Source organism: Micromonospora sp. MH33 (assembly GCF_003013775.1).
In the GTDB taxonomy this organism is placed as follows: domain Bacteria; phylum Actinomycetota; class Actinomycetes; order Mycobacteriales; family Micromonosporaceae; genus Micromonospora; species Micromonospora fulviviridis.
The window spans coordinates 1-15754 of the sequence record NZ_MUYZ01000151.1; the positions used below are offsets into that span (position 1 = coordinate 1).

The 15754-nt window shown below is 75.7% G+C and carries 19 protein-coding genes and 1 pseudogene; 12 read left to right on the forward strand and 8 right to left on the reverse strand.

What is annotated here, in order from left to right:
• The 7 genes from B0E53_RS21595 to B0E53_RS21625 form a co-directional block, all read left to right on the forward strand.
• Positions 1-774 (forward strand): SMC family ATPase (locus B0E53_RS21595; RefSeq protein WP_146167727.1); only part of this gene is annotated, 774 nt, incomplete at its 5' end.
• A gap of 10 nt (positions 775-784) precedes the next feature.
• A complete protein-coding gene (locus B0E53_RS21600) occupies positions 785-1765 on the forward strand; it encodes a hypothetical protein (RefSeq protein WP_107077725.1) in 981 nt (326 codons plus the stop codon).
• Complete coding sequence (locus B0E53_RS21605; protein ID WP_107077726.1) at positions 1765-2622, forward strand: fused MFS/spermidine synthase; 858 nt, start codon at positions 1765-1767, stop codon at positions 2620-2622. Before B0E53_RS21600 ends, B0E53_RS21605 begins: the two co-directional genes overlap by 1 nt.
• Before the next feature lie 83 nt (positions 2623-2705).
• Positions 2706-3404, forward strand: a complete 699-nt coding sequence (locus B0E53_RS21610; RefSeq protein WP_107077727.1) for a sigma-70 family RNA polymerase sigma factor — start codon at positions 2706-2708, stop codon at positions 3402-3404.
• Positions 3401-4186 (forward strand): zf-HC2 domain-containing protein, encoded by a 786-nt coding sequence (locus B0E53_RS21615; protein WP_107077728.1) that lies wholly within the window; start codon positions 3401-3403, stop codon positions 4184-4186. The genes B0E53_RS21610 and B0E53_RS21615 overlap by 4 nt, the downstream gene beginning before the upstream one ends.
• Before the next feature lie 205 nt (positions 4187-4391).
• Positions 4392-5036, forward strand: coding sequence for a hypothetical protein (locus B0E53_RS21620; protein WP_107077729.1), 645 nt, complete (start codon positions 4392-4394; stop codon positions 5034-5036).
• Positions 5037-5221: 185 nt separating this feature from the next.
• Entirely contained in the window at positions 5222-6136 is a 915-nt protein-coding gene (locus B0E53_RS21625) for a DNA-3-methyladenine glycosylase (protein ID WP_107077730.1), read from the forward strand.
• On the opposite strand, the gene B0E53_RS21630 is transcribed toward B0E53_RS21625, so the two are convergent.
• Positions 6130-6675: a DUF1990 domain-containing protein gene (locus B0E53_RS21630; protein WP_246835530.1), complete on the reverse strand. Its 546-nt coding sequence runs from the start codon at positions 6673-6675 to the stop codon at positions 6130-6132. The genes B0E53_RS21625 and B0E53_RS21630 overlap by 7 nt on opposite strands.
• 68 nt (positions 6676-6743) lie before the next feature.
• Here B0E53_RS21630 and B0E53_RS21635 point away from each other — a divergent pair, with 68 nt between their 5' ends.
• Positions 6744-7235 (forward strand): GNAT family N-acetyltransferase, encoded by a 492-nt coding sequence (locus tag B0E53_RS21635; RefSeq protein ID WP_107077731.1) that lies wholly within the window; start codon positions 6744-6746, stop codon positions 7233-7235.
• 26 nt (positions 7236-7261) lie between these two features.
• On the opposite strand, the gene B0E53_RS21640 is transcribed toward B0E53_RS21635, so the two are convergent.
• Together B0E53_RS21640 and B0E53_RS21645 are read right to left on the reverse strand one after the other, a co-directional pair.
• On the reverse strand, positions 7262-7684 hold the full coding sequence (locus tag B0E53_RS21640; RefSeq protein WP_107077732.1) for an SRPBCC family protein: 423 nt from the start codon (positions 7682-7684) through the stop codon (positions 7262-7264).
• Positions 7685-7750: 66 nt separating this feature from the next.
• Complete coding sequence (locus B0E53_RS21645) at positions 7751-7963, reverse strand: hypothetical protein (protein ID WP_091311643.1); 213 nt, start codon at positions 7961-7963, stop codon at positions 7751-7753.
• Positions 7964-8098: 135 nt separating this feature from the next.
• On the opposite strand from B0E53_RS21645, the gene B0E53_RS21650 reads away from it, so the two are divergent.
• Positions 8099-9211, forward strand: coding sequence for an ATP-dependent DNA ligase (locus tag B0E53_RS21650; protein ID WP_107077733.1), 1113 nt, complete (start codon positions 8099-8101; stop codon positions 9209-9211).
• 34 nt (positions 9212-9245) lie between these two features.
• On the forward strand, positions 9246-10832 hold the full coding sequence (locus B0E53_RS21655) for an alpha/beta hydrolase (RefSeq protein WP_107077739.1): 1587 nt from the start codon (positions 9246-9248) through the stop codon (positions 10830-10832).
• A 46-nt stretch (positions 10833-10878) separates the two neighbouring features.
• On the opposite strand, the pseudogene B0E53_RS39555 reads toward B0E53_RS21655, so the two are convergent.
• Both B0E53_RS39555 and B0E53_RS21665 read right to left on the reverse strand, forming a co-directional pair.
• Positions 10879-11019 (reverse strand): annotated as a pseudogene (locus B0E53_RS39555) (YncE family protein); the annotation flags it as partial.
• Positions 11018-11521: a potassium channel family protein gene (locus B0E53_RS21665; protein ID WP_107077734.1), complete on the reverse strand. Its 504-nt coding sequence runs from the start codon at positions 11519-11521 to the stop codon at positions 11018-11020. The gene B0E53_RS21665 and the pseudogene B0E53_RS39555, both read right to left, overlap by 2 nt.
• Before the next feature lie 73 nt (positions 11522-11594).
• Between B0E53_RS21665 and B0E53_RS21670 the strand changes: the two genes are divergently transcribed.
• Both B0E53_RS21670 and B0E53_RS21675 read left to right on the forward strand, forming a co-directional pair.
• Positions 11595-12047, forward strand: coding sequence for a GNAT family N-acetyltransferase (locus B0E53_RS21670; protein ID WP_107077740.1), 453 nt, complete (start codon positions 11595-11597; stop codon positions 12045-12047).
• Between the two features lie 18 nt (positions 12048-12065).
• Positions 12066-12524 (forward strand): hypothetical protein, encoded by a 459-nt coding sequence (locus B0E53_RS21675; protein WP_146167728.1) that lies wholly within the window; start codon positions 12066-12068, stop codon positions 12522-12524.
• Positions 12525-12795: 271 nt separating this feature from the next.
• Here the strand turns inward: B0E53_RS21675 and B0E53_RS21680 are convergent, their stop codons facing one another.
• From B0E53_RS21680 to B0E53_RS21690, 3 genes are all read right to left on the reverse strand, one after another.
• Complete coding sequence (locus B0E53_RS21680) at positions 12796-13512, reverse strand: ABC transporter ATP-binding protein (protein ID WP_107077736.1); 717 nt, start codon at positions 13510-13512, stop codon at positions 12796-12798.
• A complete protein-coding gene (locus tag B0E53_RS21685) occupies positions 13512-14501 on the reverse strand; it encodes an ABC transporter ATP-binding protein (RefSeq protein ID WP_107077737.1) in 990 nt (329 codons plus the stop codon). Before B0E53_RS21685 ends, B0E53_RS21680 begins: the two co-directional genes overlap by 1 nt.
• A gap of 1 nt (position 14502) precedes the next feature.
• The coding region (locus B0E53_RS21690; RefSeq protein WP_146167729.1) for an ABC transporter permease at positions 14503-15754 on the reverse strand (1252 nt) is incomplete at its 5' end.

Below are 15754 nucleotides of genomic sequence, written 5' to 3' on the forward strand. Positions count from 1 at the left end.
ACCGTCCGCGACGGGCTGGCCCGGTTCGGCCCACCGGCCACCGACCGCGACGACGTGGCCGCCGCCTGGACGGCCCTCGCCGACTGGGCCGGCGAGCAGGCCGGGCGGCGGCGCGCCGACCGGGCCGGGCTGGCCGCCGCCGTCGAGGACCCGCAGCGCGACGCCGCGGTGGCGGTGGAGCGGGCCGAGGCGGAGCTGCGCCGGCTGGAGGAGCGCCGCGAGCAGGCCGCGGAGCTGCGCGAGCAGCGGGCCGGCCACGAGCGGCAGGCCCGGGTGGCCCGCGCCCTCGCCGGGCACCTGCGGGCCAACAACTTCGAGCGCTGGCTGCTGGCCGAGGCGCTGGACCTGCTGGTCGACGGCGCCTCGCGCATCCTCCGCGAGCTCTCCAGCGGCCAGTACGACCTGGTGCACGACAAGGGCGAGTTCTTCGTGGTCGACCACCACGACGCCGGGCTGCGGCGCGGGGTGCGCACCCTCTCCGGCGGGGAGACGTTCCAGGCGTCGCTGGCCCTGGCGCTGGCGCTCTCCGAGCAGCTCGCCGGGATGTCCACGAGCGCGGCCAGCCTGGAGTCGATCGTCCTCGACGAGGGCTTCGGCACGCTGGACGCGGCCACTCTCGACACGGTCGCGGCCACCCTGGAGAACCTGGCCGCCCGGGGCGACCGGATGGTCGGCGTGGTCACCCACGTGCCGGCGCTCGCCGAGCGGATCCCGGTCCGTTTCGAGGTCCGCAAGGACGCCCGCACCTCCCGCGTCGAGCGGACCGGCCTGTGAGGAGCACCGCGTGACGGGACCGTCGAGGGCGGGGGCCCGGTTCTTCGTCGACGCGTGGGACCCGGCGTACGGGGCGTCGTTCGAGGCGGCCGGCGGGGGTGGGCCGGCCGCGCCGAGCAGCGCGCAGGTCGACGCCGACGTCGAGTTGCCCGCCGCCGACTGGCGGGCCGTCGACGTCCGGCGCGACGTCGCGGCCCCGGACGTGGTGCTGCTGGTCGACGGGGTGCGCCGGATCGACGCCAGCGTCTGGACGGCCGAGGAGGACGGCGGCTCCTTCCCGGGCATCGCGGCCTCGTACGCGGCCGGGGTGGTCCGTTGCGACCTGGAGCGGGGCGCGGCGGAGCTGGCCGGGACCCGGGTCGCCCGGGGGCTGTTCACCGCCAGCCCCTCGGCGCAGGACGTGGTGGCGGGCGCGATCCGCTACCCGGTGCACCGGGTGAGCGGCACGGGCGAGCTGAGCAAGCTCCCTGCCGCGGTGCAGGGCCCGCTGACCGCGTTGGAGGTGGCGGTCTCCGACGCGGTACGCACCGACGGCGACCTGCTGGTGGTCGACGGGCCGCTGCGCAGCCGGCGGAACCTGCCCCGCACCCTGGGCTACATCAAGACCCAGCACAGCCAGTACCTGGACGGCCGGCTCACCGCTGTCGTCACGGGGCTGGCCCCGGGGCAGCGCTGCCCGGTGTTCCGGCTGGGCACCGCGTGGGGCGGCTACTCCTGGTACCTGCGGCTGCCGGTGGCCGGCGGCGCGCCCTGGGCGGGCGTCGTGCGGGTGGAGTGCTCCGCCGAGCTGACCGAGGCCGAGGCGATCGAGCTGGCCGACCTGTCCCTGGTCACGCTGCCCCGGTTCGCCTCCACCCCGTACAAGGACCCGCGCGCCCCGCAGAACCTGATCCCGATCGCCGGCCTGGAGCGCCGGCTGCGCGGGATGCTCGGCGACGCCCGCCTGCTGCACCGGGTGCTCACCGCGGCGGCCCGGGGGATCCGGCGCTGATGGGCCGGCGACGCGGCGCGGACCGGGCGGTCGCGCAGGTCGACACCGGGCAGGCCGAGCTGGTGCCCGACCCGGACCGGCCGGGTTCCTGGACGCTGCTGCTCGACGGCGCACCGCAGTCCCATGTGGACCTCACCGACCCCACCCACCTGGAGTTCGAGTACGTCCGGCGGCTGGCCGCCGCGATCGACCTGGTCGCCCCGGCCGGCGCGGCGCTGCGGGTCCTGCACCTGGGCGGCGGCGCGCTCACCCTGCCCCGCTACGTCCAGGCCACCCGCCCCGGCTCCACCCAGCGGGTGTCCGAGGTGGACGGCGCCCTCGTGGAGCTGGTCCGCCGGGAGCTGCCCTGGCCGGCCGACCCCCGGTTGCGGGTCCGGGTGGCCGACGCCCGGGCCACCCTGACGTCGAGCCGGGACGGCAGCTACGACGTGGTGGTCGCGGACGTCTTCGCCGGCGCCCGCACCCCCGCCCACCTGACCTCGGTGGAATACGTTGCCGAGGTGGCCCGGGTGCTCCGGCCCGACGGCTGCTACCTGGCGAACGTCGCCGACGGCCCGCCGTTGCGGCACGCCCGCGGGCAGGTCGCCACGGTACGCACCGTGCTGCCCCGGGCCTGCCTGGTCGGCGACGCGGCGGTGCTGCGCGGCCGGCGCTACGGCAACCTGGTGCTGGTCGCGTCCCGTGTGGAGCCGCCGGTGCCGGAGCTGACCCGGCGGGCCGCCGGCGACTGGTTCCCGGGCCGGGTGCTGGCCGGCGCCGAGCTGGACCGGTTCGCCGGGGGCGCGCCGGTGGTCCACGACGCCGATGCCACCGACTCCACCCCACCCCCGCCCGGAATTTTTTCCGTCCGGCGTTGATCCGCTCGGCGGGCCGCTCCGTATCACCGGGCGGCCACGCCCGTGGGGGGTCGGCTGATGTCATTGGACACCGGAGGTCTTGCATGCACGCGGTGGCGGCCGGCTGGCACGGCGAGGTGGCGAGGCCCGAGTGGATGTTCGCCCGGGCACAGCCCCGGTCGCGCGAGTCGCGGTCGGGCCGGGGCGTCGACGCCCGCCCCTCCGACCGCCAGAATGACCCGGTGACGCCGCGACCGGCGCCCGGACGCCACCAGGCGACGTCCACCGAGGCGAGCCACTCCGACCAGCTGATCCGGCTGCTCTACGCCGAGCACGCCGGGCCGCTGCTGATGTTCGTGATGCGGCTGACCGGCGGAGACCGGCAGCGCGCCGAGGACATCGTGCAGGAGACGCTGCTGCGGGCCTGGCGCAACGCGCACCGGCTGGGCGTCCAGGGCCAGGCCTCGCTGCGCCCCTGGCTGGTCACGGTGGCCCGGCGGATCGCCATCGACGAGCACCGCAGCGAGCAGGCCCGTCCGGCGGAGACGTACGACCGGGACCTGACCGCGTTCGCCGAGGCGGACAGCACCGACCGGGTGCTGCGCACGATGACCGTGGCCGACGCGCTGCGTACGCTGAGCCAGTCGCACCGGGAGATCCTGGTGGCGACGTACTTCCGGGGGCGTACCGTGCCCGAGGCGGCCGAGGAGCTGGGCCTTCCGCTCGGCACCGCGAAGTCGCGGGTCTACTACGCGCTGCGCGCGCTGCGCACGGCTCTGCAGGAGAGGGGGGTGACGGAATGAGCCGGGCCGACCACCTGGACGTCGCCGCGTACGCGCTCGGCGTGCTGGACCCGCAGGACACGGAACGGTTCGAGGAGCACCTCGCCACCTGCTGGGCGTGCGCGGCCGAGCTGGAGACCATGGTCCCGGTGGTGGGGCTGCTCTCCGGCATCGACGGCGAGGCGATGGCCGCGCTGGAGCAGACGCACACCGATCCCGGGCTGCTGGACCGTACCCTCATGGCGGTCCGCCGGGACCGGCGGCGGACCCGGATGCGGCAAATCTTCGCCGCGGCGGCGGCCGTGGTGGTGTTCGGCGGCCTGAGCGGCGCCGGCATCGCCGGGGTGTTCGGCGGCGACGAGAACGGCCTCCCGCAGGCCCAGCCGAGCCTCACGGCACCCGTCACGGCCCCGCCGAGCAGCAAGCCGTCGGACCCCAACGACCCGAACGTCGGCGGCAACGAGCAGGAGGGCGACCAGCACAACGCGGTCGACCCCGGCACCGGCGTGAAGACCACGATGTGGCTGGCGTCGAAGGAGTACGGCACCCAGATCGACCTCCAGCTCACCCGCCTGCCCGGGCCGCGCACCTGCCGGCTGGTGGTGGTCCGGAAGAACGCCACCAGCGAGGTGGTCTCCACCTGGTCGGTGCCGGGCGGCGGCTACGGCACGAACACCAACCAGCTTCCGCTGGAGCTGAGCGCGTCCACCTCGGCCCCGCTCAAGGACATCGAGAAGATCCAGGTGCAGTCGGTCGACGTCAACGGCGTCGCCAGTCCACTGGTGACGGTGGCCGACCTCTGATCCCGCCGGGACGCCGGCGCCGGGCAGCGACACCGCCCGGCGCCGTTCCGTCGTGCCCGCGGTCGTCACCCCGACGTGCTCCCCTACGCGCCGCCGGCCGGATCGGTTCAACGGATCCACTGTGAAATGGAGCACCCTTCTCCCTTCAACCTTGACAGCACACCGCCCGTACTACTCGGCGAACTGCCAAGAACGAGGAGGGCACGTGGCACACCTGAAGCGGACGACCGTCATCGTCGCGAGCGCGATGGTCGCACTAACGGCCTGCGCCCCCGCGGGCTACGACGGGGCGAACTCGAGCGCGGCCGAGCCGGTCGCCGTCGCCGCGGCCGAACCCACCGCGTCGGCCGAACCGGAAGCCTCCGCGTCCCCGGACGCGCCCGCCGACAAGGCGCCCCCGTCCGACGTGAGGATCACCGACGAGCTGGTCGGCAAGAAGCTGCCCCGGATGGGCCAGGTCGTCACCGACCAGGACGGCTGGGTGCTGTACCGGTTCGACAAGGACTCGGCCGACCCGCCGCAGTCCAACTGCGTGGACAAGTGCGCCCAGGTCTGGCCGCCCGCGCTGACCGACGGCAACCCGCAGCTCCAGGGCGTCTCCGACGACAAGGTCGGCACGGTCACCCGCCAGGACGGCACCCGGCAGATCACCATCGGGGGCTGGCCGGTCTACCGCTACATCGGGGACAAGAAGCCGGGCCAGTGGAAGGGCCAGGGCGTCGGCGGCACCTGGTTCGTCGTCGACACGAACGGCAAGAAGAACCTCACCTGCCTGCCCACCGGCACCCCGAAGGCGGTCGCTCCGCCGGCGTCGGGCGACTCGGGCGGCGACTCGGGCTACTCGTACTGACGGAATCCCGGACACGGTGGCCGGTCGCAGCCGGGGAGGGCGCGGCCGGCCACCGTCGTGAACCCGGGACAGCGGCGATCCGGCAGCCCCGCGTCCCGGCGCGGCGCCGGCCCGATGCGGGCCGGCGCCGCGTTCCCCTACACCGTGTCGGCCGTCACCGCGGAAGGTCATGGCAGAGTGGCGGGGTGACCTCCCCCGCCGCCCGCCGGACGCTGCGCCCCCCGGCCGGCTACCGGCTGGCCGCCACGGTCCGGGCCCTCACCTTCAGCCCGTACGACCCGTGCGCCCGGATCGCCGCCGGCAGCTTCTGGTGGGCCACGCGCAGCCCGGCCGGCCCGGCCACCCTCGCGCTGCGCCCCGCCGCGGGTGAACTGCTCGCCGAGGGCTACGGCCCCGGGGCGGACTGGGTGGTGGAGCGGGCCGACGCGGTGGCCGGGCTCCGCGACGACCTGACCGGGTTCGCCGCGCTGGCCGGCGCGCACCCGCTGGTGGCCCGGCTGGCCCGCGAGCACCACGGGCTGCGGATGCCCGCCACCGGCCAGGTCTTCCCCCGGCTGCTGCGCGCCGTCTTCGAGCAGAAGGTCACCGGCAAGGAGGCGTACCGGGCGTACGCGGCGACCGTGCGGCACTTCCGGGAGCCGGCGCCGGGGCCGCTGCAACCGCTGCTGCTGCCGCCCGCGGCGGCCGCGGTGGCGGCCACGCCGTACTGGGTCTTCCACCCGTTCGGGGTGGAGCAGCGGCGGGCCGACACGCTGCGCCGGGCGGCCGCCGTCGCGGACCGGCTGGAACGCTGCGCCGACGCCGCCGAGGCCACCCGCCGGCTCACCGCGATCTCCGGCATCGGGCCGTGGACCGCCGCCGAGGTGGTCCGGATCGCGTACGGGGACCCGGACGCGGTCAGCGTCGGCGACTACCACGTCCCCAACACGGTGGCCTGGGCCCTGGCCGGGGAGCCGCGCGGTGACGACGCCCGGATGCTGGCCCTGCTGGAGCCGTTCCGGGGCCACCGCGGGCGGGTCTGCGTCCTGCTGGAGGCCGCCGGCATCCAGGCCCCGAAGTACGGGCCACGCGCCCCGATCCGCTCCTTCGCCGGCTACTGACCCGGCGTCGCCGGCGAACGGCCGGTGCAGAGCCGGCGCAGGGTCCGCCCCAGCCACCAGGCGTACGCCTGCTGGACGGCCCGGCTGGCCGGCCCGGCGGCGCGCACGTACCAGCGGCCCGGCCGGCTGAACGCGGTCACCTCGAACCAGGTCCCGCCGGCGGTCCGGGTGACCAGGAAGGCCTCCTCGCCGACCTCCGGGTGCCCGGGGAGGGTGCCGTAGCCGAACCCGGCCCGGTCCGGCTCGTCCACCGTCCAGACCACCTCGGTCGGGCCCCAGATCCGCAGCGGGCCGACGCCGAGCCCCGGGGTGACCCGCACGCCCGCGGCGGCACGGGGCGCGGCGGTGCGCATGACGACACCCGCGGCCCGGTGCAGCCGCCAGCCGAGCACCGCGTCCGCGGCGGCCGGGAAGCCACCGTCGGGCAGCCGGACCCGGTGGCGCAGGTGGTGGTAGCCCGCCGGCAGGCGTCCGCCGCGGGTCGCCCCCACCTCGGGGTACGTCAGCTCGGGCACGTCGGCCTCCTCCTCGCGGGACACCGCCAGGGTACGGCCGGGCCCGGTGGCCCGCCCGGCGTCGGTCCGCCGTGCTGTGGTGGGCTTGCCGGGTGACCGACCAGCTGACCATCGCCCCGGCCGGTGTCGCGGACGCCGGCGAGATCCTCACCGTGCAGCGCGCCGCGTACCTGGTGGAGGCGCAGCGCTACGGGGACGTGTTCCTGCCCCCGCTGACCGAGACGCTGGACGAGGTCCGTGCCGCCCTGGCCGGCCCGACCGTGGTGCTGGCCGCCCGGCTGGGGCCCCGCCTCGTCGGCTCGGTACGCGCCCGGGTCGACGGCGACACGGCCCACGTCGGGCGGCTCGCGGTCGCCCCGGACCAGCAGGGGCGCGGCATCGGTGGCCGGCTGCTGACCGCGGTGGAGGCCGCCTGCGCCGGCCGGGTGACCCGGTTCGCCCTGTTCACCGGCGCGGAGAGCGCCGAGAACCTGGGCCTGTACGCGCGGCGCGGCTACCGGGTCGTGGCGCACCGGCCGGACGAGAACGGCAACCGCCTGGCGGTGCTGGAGAAGACCGCCGAGCCGGCGCGCGGGGACGGCTGAGCGGCACGCACGGGGCGCGCCGGCGGTCAGTCCCGCTCGCAGCGGCGCCTGAGCCCGTCGGCCTCCTGCCGCAGGTAGCGGCGGATGGTCCGGCCGAGGAGCAGCCCGACCGGCCCGGAGAGCGGCCCGGTCTGCGCCATGACCAGCTCGGCGCGGACCCGCCCGTCGTGCAGCGGGACCAGCCGGTGCTCGCCCCGGCTGTGCACGCCCGGGCTGTCGGACTCCCAGACGAAGCCGTACGGCGGGTCGATCTCGGTGACCCGCCAGACCGCCGGGCGCAGCCCGGGCTGCTCCAGCCGGGCCGACGAGCCGAGGGTGACCGGCCCGGGCGCCAGCCAGCGGGCGGAGGTGACCGAGGGCGTCCACTCCGGCCAGCGCTCGACGTCGGTCTGCACGGCCCAGACCCGGTCGATGTCGGCGGCGATCTCGACGGACTCGACGAACCGCATGTCGCTCCCCTCCCCCGGCACGATCGGGGTCAGGCTACGCCCCGGATCGACGGCGGGTGATCCCGGTCAGGCCGCCTCGCGGAGGTCGGCCAGGCCGACCGGGGCGTACCGCCGGAGCAGCAGCTCCAGCTCGGCCACCGAGGCCACCTCGCCGACGACGTTGGCGCCGCCGCCGTGCTCGGCCGGGTAGCGGTGCACCAGGCGGTAGCGGTAGCGCCCGCGGATCAGTTCCACGCTGACCCGCCAGCGTCCGCAGCATCCGCAGCTCCACTCCGGCACGCCGCGACCGTAGCGCTGACCTGCGGTTTCACCATCCGGTCGCGGGTGACGAGCGGGGCCGGGACGGGACACGCCGTCCGGCACCGCCGGTGATCTGCCTCACGACCGTCGGTGGGGTCTGATTGACTGGTCGCCGTGGACCTGCCGATCAATCCGCCGGTCGAGCCGATGCTGGCGAAGAGCGTGCCCCAACTACCCACCGACCCCGGCCTGACCTACGAACCCAAGTGGGACGGCTTCCGCTGCATCATCTTCCGCGACGGCGACGAGGTCGAGCTGGCCAGTCGCGGCGGCAAGACGATGACCCGCTACTTCCCGGAGGTGGTGGAGCAGGCGCGCCGCCAGCTCCCGGAGCGGTGCGCGGTCGACGGCGAGCTGATCGTGATCCGCCGGGACGGGCCCGGCGGCCAGCCGCGGCTCGACTTCGAGCTGCTGGCCCAGCGGATCCACCCGGCCGCGTCCCGGGTGAAGCTGCTCGCCGAGACCACCCCGGCCGACTTCGTCGCCTTCGACCTGCTCGCCCTCGACGACGAGCTGCTCACCGACCGGCCCTACCCGGAGCGCCGCGGCCGGCTGGAGAAGGCGCTGGCCAAGGTCCGGCCGCCGGTGCACGTCACCCAGGTGACCACCGACCCGGAGACGGCCCGGCGCTGGTTCGACGTGTTCGAGGGGGCCGGGCTGGACGGGCTCATCGTCAAGCCGGCCGACCTGCCCTACGAGCCGGGCAAGCGGCTCATGTTCAAGGTCAAGCACGCGCGCACCGCCGACGCGGTGGTGGCCGGCTTCCGCTGGCACAAGTCCGGCCCGGTGGTCGGCTCGCTGCTGCTCGGCCTCTACGACGACGCCGGGGTGCTGCACCACATCGGGGTCAGCTCCTCGTTCACGGCGGCCCGGCGCAAGGAGCTGCTCGACGAGCTGGAGCCCTACCGGGAGGTCGGCGGCGACCACCCCTGGGTGCACGGCGACCACGAGCGGGGGCAGCGCATCCCGGGCGGGGTGAGCCGGTGGACCGGCGGGAAGAACCTGGAGTGGGAGCCGCTGCGCCCGGAGCTGGTGGTCGAGGTGGGCTACGACGCGATGGAGGGCGACCGGCTGCGGCACACCGCCCAGTTCGTCCGCTGGCGCCCCGACCGCGATCCCCGCTCCTGCACCTACGACCAGCTGGAGCGCCCGATCCGCTACGACGTCGACCAGGTGCTGCGCGGCGACCCGGCGGCGACCGTCGGCGACGGGCGGGGCCCGGCGTAGCCTGGCGGTCCACACGATCATGGAGGGCTCCCACGTGACCCGCTTCTCCGACCGGATCCGCCGCCGGCCCACCCTGGCCGGGTTCGTCGCGGCGCTGGTGCTCACCGCCGGCTGCACGCTGCCGGCGTTCGCCCCGCGGACCGAGAGCGAGGGCGAGGCGGCCGCCCCGGGCACCGCGCCGACCTGGCGCGCCTGCCCGGAGGTGCCGGACGAGCTGGTCGGGCGGGGTGCGGCGGGCATGCGCTACGACTGCGCCCGGATCGCCGTACCCCGCAACTGGGGCACCGGGGCGGCGACCGGCGCGACCGCCGGGCCGGGCGCCGGGGAGACCTTCGAGATCGCGCTGATCCGGATCCGGTCGAACAAGCAGCGCGACCGGATCGGTTCGCTGGTGGTGAACCCGGGCGGTCCGGGCGCCTCCGGCGTGGACACCGCGGTCTACCTCTCCTTCGGGCCGGCGTTCGGCGGGCTGCCGGCCGAGGTGACCGACCGGTTCGACATCGTCGGCTTCGACCCGCGCGGGGTGTCCCGGTCCAGCCCGGTGAAGTGCATCCCCGACGCCGACCTGGACGCCAGCTTCGGCTACGACCCCGACCCGGAGAGCCAGGCGTCCTTCGACGGCTTCGTCGCCCTCAACCGGCGGGTCGGCCAGCGGTGCGGCGAGAAGTACGGCGACCAGCTTTCCCTCTACGGCACCGAGCAGGCCGCGCGGGACATGGACGCGGTACGGGCGGCCGTCGGCGACGAGAAGCTGACCTACCTCGGCTACTCCTACGGCACCCTGCTGGGCGCCACGTACGCCCAGCTCTACCCGCAGCGGGTGCGGGCGCTGGTGCTCGACGGCGCGGTGGACCCGCGGCAGAAGCTCATGGCCGGCTCGGAGAGCCAGGCGAAGGGCTTCGAGCGGGCGTTCGGCAACTTCTCCCGCTGGTGCGCGGCGAACGCGGGCCGCTGCCCGATCGCGCCGGACGCCCGGGTCGCGGTGACCACCGCCATCGACAAGGCCCGGGTCTCTCCGGTGCGCGGCAAGGACGGCCGGGAGGCCACCGCCGGCTGGGTGTTCTACGCGGTGATCTCCTCCCTCTACACCGAGCAGGGCTGGCAGGAGCTGGCCCGGGCGGTCGACGCGTTGCAGGGCGGCGACCCGACCGGCGTGTTCAAGCTCGCCGACGCGTACGCGGGCCGCGAGGACGACGGGCACTACTCCAACCTGTTCGACGCCAACATGGCGGTGAACTGCGCCGACGAGAGCGAGAAGCCGACCCGGGAGCAGATCCGGTCGCTCCAGTCGCAGTGGCGGCAGAAGTACCCGCTGTTCGGCCCGGCGCTGGCGGTCGGGATGCTCGGCTGCGTGGAGTGGCCCGGCGGGCGGGACCCGTACCCGACCGGGAAGGCGGCCGGCGCGCCGCCGATCCTGGTGGTCGGCACCACCGGCGACCCGGCCACGCCCTACGAGCAGACCGCAGCGCTGGCCTCGATGCTGGGCGTGGGCCGGGTGCTCACCTGGGAGGGCGAGGGGCACACGGCCTACCCGCAGACCGCCTGCGTCACGGCGGCCGTCGACGCCTACCTCGTCTCGCTCACCGTCCCCCGGGAGGGGCTGCGCTGCCCCGCCCGGTGACGGCGCGCGGGCCGCGCTGCCCCACCCGGTGACGGCGCGGTCGACGGTTCTTCGGCAGGGTGGCGACCCGGGTGACCCGGTCGGTGACGACGTCGTACTCGACCAGGCCGTTGAAGAACGAGACCTGGAAGTAGAGCTTGCTCCCGTCCGGGGTGAAGACCGCCGGGCGGACCGCGTCGGCGAGGTCACCGGAGCCGGCGGCGCCGGCGCCGGCGTTCCCAGGGTGGAGCCGCGCTGCCCGGCCCGCTGACCGGTTCGGGGCGGTCCAGCTCGGGCAGCACGATGCCCTGGCGGGTGGCCATCTCCTCCACCAGCGCCCGCAGCCGCCGCACGTCCGCCTTCAGCTCCTCCTGCTCGGCGTGCTCGAAGGCGTCGTCGTCCACGATCAGCCGGCTGGCGAAGTGCGCGGTGATCAGCGGGATGACCAGCAGCACCATGGTGGAGATGAGCAGCGCGGCGAGGAACCGCCCGGCCAGGGAGGTCGGGGAGATGTCGCCGTAGCCCACGGTGGAGGCGGTCACCACGGCCCACCAGACCGAGTCCGCGGCGCTCTTGTGCTCGGCGTGGCTGTACAGCACGCCGGCCACCATGATCATCAGCAGGTACGAGATGATCAACGTGCGCGGCGAGTTGGCGAACCACACCAGACCGCGGTAGATCCAGCGGAACGGCAACAGCAGGACGTCCATGGCGCACATGCTGCCCGCTGCCGGCAACCGACGCGACGGCATCGCCGGACGTGACTGTGGGAGGCTGCCCGACGTGACCGATGTGATCTTCCGGGAGGCGGTCCGGGCCGACCTGCCCGCCGTCATCGCCCTGCTCGCCGACGACGTGCTGGGCAAGGCCCGCGACTTCACCGAGGTGGACGAGGCGTACGAGCGGGCGTTCGCCGCCATCGACGCCGATCCACGCAACCACCTGGTGGTCGCGGAGACCGGCGGTGAGCTGGTCGGGTGCCTGCAGGTCACGTACATCCCGGGGCTGGGCCGGCACGGCGCCGAGCGGTCGCTGGTCGAGTCGGTCCGGGTCCGCTCCGACCTGCGCGGCCGGGGGCTGGGCCGGCAGATGATGACCTGGGTGATCGACCAGGCCCGGGAGCGGGGCTGCGCGCTGGTGCAGCTCACCACCGACAAGAGCCGCGCCGACGCGCACCGCTTCTATCGCGACCTCGGCTTCGTGGCCAGCCACGAGGGCATGAAGCTGGCGCTCTGACGAGGTAGCTTGGCGGCGATGGCCGCACCTGGTGCACCCATGTCCCGCCGACGGCGGGTCGGGGCCGCCCTGCTCGGCGCCGGCCTGCTCGCCATCCTCACCGCGGCGGCGCTGCCGGCCTGGCACACCGTCTACCCGGACCGGGTCGCCCTGCGGTCGGGCCGGGAGTTGCTGTGGGTCGCGCTGCCGTGGGCGCTGGTGTGCGGCCTGGTCGCCGTGGTCTCCCTGGCCCGGGTCGGCCCGTCCCGCTGGCTGTGGCGCGAGGTCAGCCGCGGGCTCCTGATCTCGACCGTGCTCGCCGGCGGCGCCGTCACCGCCGCCTGGTGGTTGCTCTCCGCCACCGACGCGTACGCGCGGGAGGCTGGGATGGTGTCGACCGGCCCCGGACCGGGGACGTGGCTGGCGCTGCTCGGCTGCCTGCTCATCCCGCTGGCGGGAGCGCTGCCCGACGACCCCTCCCCCGGCCTGGGGAGCTGACTCCCCGCTCGCGGGGAGGACCCGGGCCGGACCGGTCGGCAGGCTGGAGCGCAGTTCCAGCACCGGGGAGGCCAGATGACCCGCCACACCGAATCCGGCACCGTCCACTGTCACGCCGGCCGTCCCGCGCCGGCCTGGGCGGTCCGCGTCGCCCACCTGATCCCGCTCGCCGTCCTGCCGTCCGGGCTGTGGCGGATCGCCCTGGTCGCCGGCCTGCCGATCGGCGCGTCGGCGTACGGCGCCCCGGTCGGCAAGGAAGGGCGGGCGGGGGTCAGTCGGTTACCAGGCGGCCGTCGCGGAGGGTCAGGGTGCGGTCGGCCATGTCGAGCAGGGCGGGGTCGTGGGTGGCGACCAGGGCGGTCATGCCGCGGGCGTGCACCACGGCGCGGAGCAGGTCCATGATGGCGCGGCCGGTCTCCGAGTCGAGCTGGCCGGTCGGCTCGTCGGCGATGAGCAGGTCCGGCTCGTTGGCAAGTGCCCGGGCCACCGCCACCCGCTGCTGCTGGCCGCCGGAGAGCTCGTACGGGCGCTGCGCGGCGTGCCCGCCCAGGCCGACGAGTTCCAGCAGCACGGCCACCCGCTGCTCCCGCTCGGCGGCCGGCACCTTGGCCAGCCGCAGCGGCACCCCGACGTTCTCCGCCGCCGACAGGATCGGCACCAGGCCGAAGGTCTGGAACACGAACCCGACCGTGCCCCGGCGCAGCGCCAGCAACTCCCGCTCGCTCGCCGCCGTCACCTCGTGCCCGGCCACCCGCACCCGCCCGCTGTCCGGCCGGTCCAGCCCGCCGACCAGGTTCAGCAGGGTGGTCTTGCCGGCCCCGGAGCGGCCCCGGACGGCGACCAGCTCACCCCGGCCGGCGGCGAAGGAGACGTCCCGGACGGCGTGCACCGCGTGCTCGCCCTTGCCGAAGGTGCGGCTCACCCCCTCGACCCGGACCACCTCGTCGACGGCGACGCGGGCCGGCGCCGCGGTCAGCTGCTCGGTCATCACTCACTCTCCTCGGCGTGCGCCCGGTCGCCCGGCCGCACCTCGACGTGGTCGGGTTCCAGGTTGAGGCGGACCCGGTCGCGCAGGGACAGGGCGTCCACGAAGGACGCCGGCAGCTGCATCCGGCCGGTCCGGTCGAGCACCGCGTACTCCTCGCTGACCAACTCGGTGCTGCCGTCGGCGGCGACCCGGGCGGTGCGGCGTACCTCGGAGGAGGTCCGGCCGTCGCGGATCGCGACGGTCCGGCGGACCTGGCCGGCCACGGCGTGGTCGTGGGTGACCACCACGATGGTGACGCCCAGTTCGGCGTTGATGGTGCGCAGCGCGGCGAAGACCTCGGCGCCGGTGGCCTCGTCCAGCTCGCCGGTCGGCTCGTCGGCGAAGAGCACCTCCGGGTCGTTGGCCACCGACACGGCCACCGCGCAGCGCTGCTGCTCACCGCCGCTCATCTGACCGGGGCGGCGGTCCGCGCAGTAGCCCACCCCGACCAGGTCGAGCAGCTGGCGGGCCCGTTCCCGCCGGGCCCGCCGGGAGCGGCCGCCGGCCAGCTTCATGGGCAGCTCGACGTTCTCCAGCGCGGTCAGGTACGGCAGCAGGTTCCGGCCGGTCTGCTGCCAGACGAAGCCGACCACCTGGCGGCGGTAGGCGAGGCGGCGCCGGTTCGACAGGGCGAGCAGGTCGTAGTCGGCGACCCGGGCGATGCCGGCGGTCGGGGTGTCCAGCCCCGAGAGGATGTTCAGCAGGGTCGACTTGCCGGACCCGGAGGCGCCGACGATCGCGACCAGCTCGCCCCGGTCGATGACCAGGTCGAGGCCCTGGAGGGCGACCACCTCCACCCCCTCGGTCTTGAAGATGCGGACCAGGCCGTCGCAGACGATGTGCCCGCGCAGCCGGTCCCGGCCGCCGGCCCGTTCGGCGGCGCGCTCCGCCGCGCGCTGCTGAAGGGCGGCCAGGTCCGGTACGGCGGACGCCTCGGCGATCGCGGTCATCTCAGCTCTCCTCTCCGAGCCGGAGCACCTCGCCGAGGCGCATCCGACGGTTGTTCAGGGCCTCGACGGCGACCGCGAAGCCGAGGGCCAGCACGGCGAGGCCCAGCACCCCGGCCACCAGGCCGGGTTCGAAACGTGCCCGCACGGCCATCCCGCCGGTGAACGCGGGCAGGCCGAGCACCGGGGTGAGCAGCACCGGCAGCAGCGCGCCGACCACCGCACCGGTGAGCACGGAGACCAGCACGAGCGGGGTCAGCTCCACCAGCAGCAGCCCGCGCCACTGCCGGCGGGACAGGCCCATGGTGCGCAGCCGGGACAGCACCTGCCCGCGACCGCGCGCCCCGGCCAGCACGGCGAAGGCCAGCGCGAGCAGGCCCAGCACGCCGCCGCCGACCGCGCCGATGGTGAAGCCGAAGACCAGCAGCCCGTTCACCCCGCTGCCGCCCAGCTCGGCGCGGACCGCCGACCGGGTGGTCACCGTGGGCTGGCGGGGACGCTCCCCGCCGGTGACCGTCCCGGCGCGCTGGTAGCGCTGCTGCCCCTCGCCGACCACGCGGGCCACCGCGGCCGGGTCGACCCGGTCCCCGGCGAGCAGGAAGCCGGTGGGGACGAGCGGGTGCAGGGCGTCCGCCGGAAGGGCCGGCCAGGGCAACACCACGAACCGGGTCACGTCCCGGTCGACCAGCGGGAACTCCTCGACGGTGGCGGTGGTGCGCATCGGCAGCCGGTTGCCCTGCACGTCCAGCCAGGCGGGGTGCCGGCCGGCCGCGTCGGCCAGCCCGGCGTCCACGAACTCGCCGGCGAGCGTCGGCGAGACCAGCGCCGGCAGCGGGGTGGTCCCGTCGGTGGTGGCGCGCAGCGGGTCGGGGACGGTCACCGGGACACCGGCGCGGCGGGCCACCTCGGTGAACCGGGCGATGTCGACCAGCACCACCCGGGTCTCGCCGATCCCGCCGAACCGGCCGGCCTGGTCGGCGTACGGGCGCTGCCCGGGCTCCACCAGCAGCGGGGTGACGGCGCGGACGCCGGGCAGCGCGGCGAGCGCGTCCGTGGTGTCCGGAGCGAACCGCTCCCCGTCGACCCGGACGTCCCCGGGCACGGCGCGGGCGGCGGCCCGGTCCCGGCCGTTCTCGATGCCGGCCGCCACCACCCCGCAGAACGCGGCGGTCGCCACGGCCAGCACCACCACGACCAGCGGGCCGGTGGTGGCGGCCCGGCCGGCGCGGGCGGTGCCGAGGAACGCGACGCTGCCA

What these genes read in the sequence shown, in the direction of transcription:
- B0E53_RS21605 (WP_107077726.1), top strand. Translation starts at nt 1,765, where the DNA reads ATGGGCCGGCGACGCGGCGCGGACCGGGCGGTCGCGCAGGTCGACACC.
- B0E53_RS21610 (WP_107077727.1), top strand. Translation starts at nt 2,706, where the DNA reads ATGCACGCGGTGGCGGCCGGCTGGCACGGCGAGGTGGCGAGGCCCGAG.
- B0E53_RS21615 (WP_107077728.1), top strand. Translation starts at nt 3,401, where the DNA reads ATGAGCCGGGCCGACCACCTGGACGTCGCCGCGTACGCGCTCGGCGTG.
- B0E53_RS21640 (WP_107077732.1), bottom strand. Translation starts at nt 7,684, where the DNA reads ATGCGGTTCGTCGAGTCCGTCGAGATCGCCGCCGACATCGACCGGGTC.
- B0E53_RS21665 (WP_107077734.1), bottom strand. Translation starts at nt 11,521, where the DNA reads ATGGACGTCCTGCTGTTGCCGTTCCGCTGGATCTACCGCGGTCTGGTG.
- B0E53_RS21675 (WP_146167728.1), top strand. Translation starts at nt 12,066, where the DNA reads ATGGCCGCACCTGGTGCACCCATGTCCCGCCGACGGCGGGTCGGGGCC.
- B0E53_RS21680 (WP_107077736.1), bottom strand. Translation starts at nt 13,512, where the DNA reads ATGACCGAGCAGCTGACCGCGGCGCCGGCCCGCGTCGCCGTCGACGAG.
- B0E53_RS21685 (WP_107077737.1), bottom strand. Translation starts at nt 14,501, where the DNA reads ATGACCGCGATCGCCGAGGCGTCCGCCGTACCGGACCTGGCCGCCCTT.